This window comes from Bacillus sp. JJ1127 (assembly GCF_036965845.1).
GTDB lineage: Bacteria > Bacillota > Bacilli > Bacillales > Bacillaceae_G > Bacillus_A.
In genome coordinates, this window is record NZ_JBALQK010000135.1 from 1 (window position 1) to 3805 (window position 3805).

Annotated in this window: 5 protein-coding genes; 2 read left to right on the top strand and 3 right to left on the bottom strand. The window is 37.8% G+C overall.

What is annotated here, in order from left to right; all coding sequences use genetic code 11:
* Positions 1–38: 38 nt before the first annotated feature.
* Together V7183_RS13695 and V7183_RS13700 are read right to left on the bottom strand one after the other, a co-directional pair.
* Positions 39–839: a nucleotidyltransferase domain-containing protein gene (locus tag V7183_RS13695; protein WP_335359866.1), complete on the bottom strand. Its 801-nt coding sequence runs from the start codon at positions 837–839 to the stop codon at positions 39–41.
* Positions 840–930: 91 nt separating this feature from the next.
* Positions 931–1239 (bottom strand): YuzD family protein, encoded by a 309-nt coding sequence (locus tag V7183_RS13700; RefSeq protein WP_097898486.1) that lies wholly within the window; start codon positions 1237–1239, stop codon positions 931–933.
* Positions 1240–1446: 207 nt separating this feature from the next.
* On the opposite strand from V7183_RS13700, the gene V7183_RS13705 reads away from it, so the two are divergent.
* Complete coding sequence (locus V7183_RS13705) at positions 1447–1683, top strand: NifU family protein (protein ID WP_012096008.1); 237 nt, start codon at positions 1447–1449, stop codon at positions 1681–1683.
* Positions 1684–1895: 212 nt separating this feature from the next.
* Here V7183_RS13705 and yutH read toward each other — a convergent pair whose 3' ends face one another.
* On the bottom strand, positions 1896–2897 hold the full coding sequence (gene yutH / locus V7183_RS13710) for a spore coat putative kinase YutH (RefSeq protein WP_335359867.1): 1002 nt from the start codon (positions 2895–2897) through the stop codon (positions 1896–1898).
* A 120-nt stretch (positions 2898–3017) separates the two neighbouring features.
* Between yutH and V7183_RS13715 the strand changes: the two genes are divergently transcribed.
* Positions 3018–3509 (top strand): phosphatidylglycerophosphatase A family protein, encoded by a 492-nt coding sequence (locus V7183_RS13715; protein WP_335359868.1) that lies wholly within the window; start codon positions 3018–3020, stop codon positions 3507–3509.
* Positions 3510–3805 lie beyond the last annotated feature (296 nt).

A 3805-nucleotide genomic window follows, 5' to 3' on the forward strand; every position in this document is an offset into this window, starting at 1 on the left:
TCTATAGGGTACATTTTAATTTGAGTATGACTCTTTTTTTACTCTTTCCACTTCTTTTTACATTCCTCTATTCCACTAAGTAAATACTTCTTCGTCATATTTGCACGTCTCCAAATGGATATCGTTCGCTTTGCCTCTTTATTCTTTCGTATCCGCTCAACTTCTCGTAACAAAGGCTCCCATTCTCCAGAAGTGGATCCTATCATATATTGTAGTCCTGCATCCTTGGAAACGATGGTTTCATGGTCTAATGTATATAAAATACGTCCCATCGTCACAACAGCGGATTCTACCCATTCCTCGATTAGAAACAAGTATGGGCGCGATGCTTTTTCACTCCAGTACTGTTCCACATTATATTTCATTGTTTTTATCACATCACTCCATGGCGCTTGAAAGGGAAGTTCGCTTGCTTCCTTTCCCATAACAGTAATTCCCTGATTCTTTAACGTCCACCACGTTACAGCATTTACATCCCAATGCCCTACGCTAGCTTTCCCTTCCGCACAATATACATACTGCGTTATTTCCTCGTTGTACTTCCCTAAATCGGCAAGCGGGATATACATGCCGTCCATTCGCTTTCCTAACGTACTTGTACTCAGCTTTTTATGTAACTCAACAATTTGAATTTTTTCAGCCTCACTAACCACTTCTCTTGTTACCGTAACAAAATCAACGTCACTCGTTTCCAAATGAAATGCCCCTAATGCAATCGAACCATATACATATACCCCGACTAATTGTTCATGCAAAAAAATATCTTGTAATCCCTTCACATATTGCTCCATCAATCCCTTTACTTCTTCTGGAAAACTATATTTCACTACACCTTCCATGTAGATCCCCCTCAATAAAATTACCTTTAATAGATATTTTTTCCATATAGTTATATAAGAAAAGCCTTTGCGATTACAAAGGCCTTCTGTATTATAAATATTTCTCGATTTCTTCGTATACATCTTTCAAACGAGGATTTCCTTCTCCCACGATTTCCCCGTTCACAAGAACGACTGGATAAAACAAATCCTCTTCAATGACACGTTCTACAAATACTTGTTTATCCGCATCTTCTTGCTCTTCTTGAATATCAATGTATTCAAACTTGAATTTAGCTTCTTGTCCTTCATATTTACGACCAATTGCTGCTTGCAACCATTCAAATGTTTCCGTTGAAGATGGCATTCCAACGCAGCTCGCACAAATTACTTTCGCCCCATATACTTGAACATTTATCATTACTTTCCCCCATTTCCCTGTCCTAACAGTATATTTAAATGGATGGGCATATAAGCACCACCCTTTACAAGTCCATTTCGTATCCTCTATACTGAAAAAACACGTTGTAAACATGATACAATATTTTGACAATAAAACAAGAACAGAAAAAATAGATTTTCCCCTGTATCTTGATTATAATAAAATGGATGAAAGGAGTCGATAAAAATGGAAAACCCAAATATGCAAGAACAAGTGCTAGAAGTATTAGATAAATTACGTCCGTTCTTACTTCGTGATGGCGGTGACGTTGAATTAGTAGATATTGAAGATGGTATTGTAAAACTACGTCTAATGGGTGCATGTGGTAGCTGCCCAAGTTCTACAATCACACTAAAAGCTGGTATCGAACGCGCACTACTTGAAGAAGTACCAGGCGTTATTGAAGTAGAACAAGTATTTTAATTTTAAAGCAGAAGCGGCTCGTTTAGAATGTGAGGGGGATGGAGCTTCTGACAGAGAGGCGTTTTTTGCCTCGGCGGAAGACGCGAAGCCACCGAACATTCTAGCCGCTGGAGCTAGATATCATAAAAAGCGGAAGCGGCTCGTTCAGAATCGCTAAAGCTAGATATTCACAAAAAAGAGACCACAACTGGTCTCTTTTTTGTAAGCTCCTATCAGGATAACCAATCCAATTTCCGAATCCCTAACTTATCAACGGGTAAACGAAATGATTCATAAAAATGCTTCATAAATTGCTCTGAACGGTTCACATCGTGTAAAATGGCTTCTAAGCGATCTCTATATTCACTTTTTTGCTCTTCATTTCCTGTTTGATAATAACGTTCTATCGTTTCAAAATACTGCAACGGGAAGAGTAAGCGTGCAAATAGTAGACGCCACCCAAAAGAGGACAACGAATAATTTTGTTCATAATCGGTAATAAATTGAAAAATCGTTTGTTCCCAATCTTTCTTTTTTTCTATCGTTACGTAGCGAATCCATTCGGCTAAATCTCTACTCGGATGATCGTATACCCAATCGATAGGGATTTTCAAACGATTGGTTTGCTGCCATAATAAAGGTGTAAAGCGTTCTTGGCAAATCGTTGCAGCATCAGCTGGCTCAGGCGTATCATCCATTTCTGTATCAACAACGTATTGAATTGCATTTTCAGCAACCCCTAAATAATAAGGGAAAGATTCAATAAATAGCTGATCGAATACATCTGAGGGGTGATTCATCACTTGTGATTGCCAAAATCGCTCTAACTGATCGAGCCTTTTTTCCCATAGTGACTTCCATTCACCAATGCGACTTAATTGGTCTATTTCTTCGGGAAAAAAAGCACCGCGTTTATGAAATAATGAAAGCTCGCTTCCTAACGAAGTGGCGTGTCGCTCGAGCAGACGCATACCTTTTAATAAGCAGTAATTTGTTTCTTCTATCTCACTTACATAGTAACCGTGTATAGTCGGAACGAAAGTCGCAACAGTAATATCCCCCTGTTGGTTCATATAATCGCTTAACTTTTTCATTTCAACAAGCACTTCTTCTTCCATAGTTCCAATTGGAAGAAGTACATAAATTTTATTGCGAATCCAAAAGCTTTTATAGGGGCCAAGGGGGATTAATTCTTTGACATGCATTTGATAATGCTCATAAATATGCTGAATCATCAAAGTCGCCACCTATGGTTTTTCTTTATATATATGAGCTTGTGCTCGCCTTTCATTCCTATGCACATGATAAAGCAAAGAAACGTATACAAATACTAAAAAGAAAAAAAGGTGATAAACATGAAAGAATCAAATCAACTACAAGAAAGAGCATTACAACTATTGCAAGAACGCGGTGTAACAATCGATGATATTGCTGAGCTTGTTCACTTTCTCCAAAAAAAATACCATCCAAATTTAGAGATGACAGAATGTCGCTACAACGTAGAGCGCGTACTATCAAAGCGTGAAGTTCAAAACGCCCTAATTACAGGGATAGAATTAGACGTCCTAGCTGAAAAAGGCATGTTAAGTGAACCGTTACAAGATATCGTTAAACGTGACGAAGGCTTATATGGAGTGGATGAAATAATCGCTCTTTCAATTGTAAACGTGTACGGTTCTATCGGTTTCACAAACTTTGGATATATTGATAAATTAAAACCAGGCATCTTAGAATACTTAAATGATAAATCAACTGGGAAGGTTCATACATTCCTTGATGATATTGTGGGGGCAATTGCTGCCGCTGCGTCTAGTCGTCTGGCGCATCGAGCGGAGCATGCGGAATAAGGTGAACCTCTAATCAAGGAATTTTCATGTAATACTTTCATTTGAAACATAAAAAAAACATAACGTCTCATGATTTTTTTCACATGGGGCGTTATGTTTTTTCTGTCTTTTTACGATTGCCTCATAAACCAATCATTTTTTTATTTACACGATCAAACAGGAATAACATAAGAAATAGCGAATGAATAGTAATACATTTAATTGTTCTGTTTGATTTAGATCTGAATATTAGGTCAACTACCCACCACTTAAACGCTAACATGTTTTGAAGTGGGGGCTTGTAAAAAGTCCTGGTT

Bases quoted from the DNA above. Each gene is read 5' to 3' on its own strand.
- V7183_RS13715 (WP_335359868.1), top strand. From the start codon at position 3,018: ATGAAAGAATCAAATCAACTACAAGAAAGAGCATTACAACTATTGCAA.
- V7183_RS13705 (WP_012096008.1), top strand. From the start codon at position 1,447: ATGGAAAACCCAAATATGCAAGAACAAGTGCTAGAAGTATTAGATAAA.
- V7183_RS13700 (WP_097898486.1), bottom strand. From the start codon at position 1,239: ATGATAAATGTTCAAGTATATGGGGCGAAAGTAATTTGTGCGAGCTGC.
- yutH (WP_335359867.1), bottom strand. From the start codon at position 2,897: ATGATTCAGCATATTTATGAGCATTATCAAATGCATGTCAAAGAATTA.
- V7183_RS13695 (WP_335359866.1), bottom strand. From the start codon at position 839: ATGGAAGGTGTAGTGAAATATAGTTTTCCAGAAGAAGTAAAGGGATTG.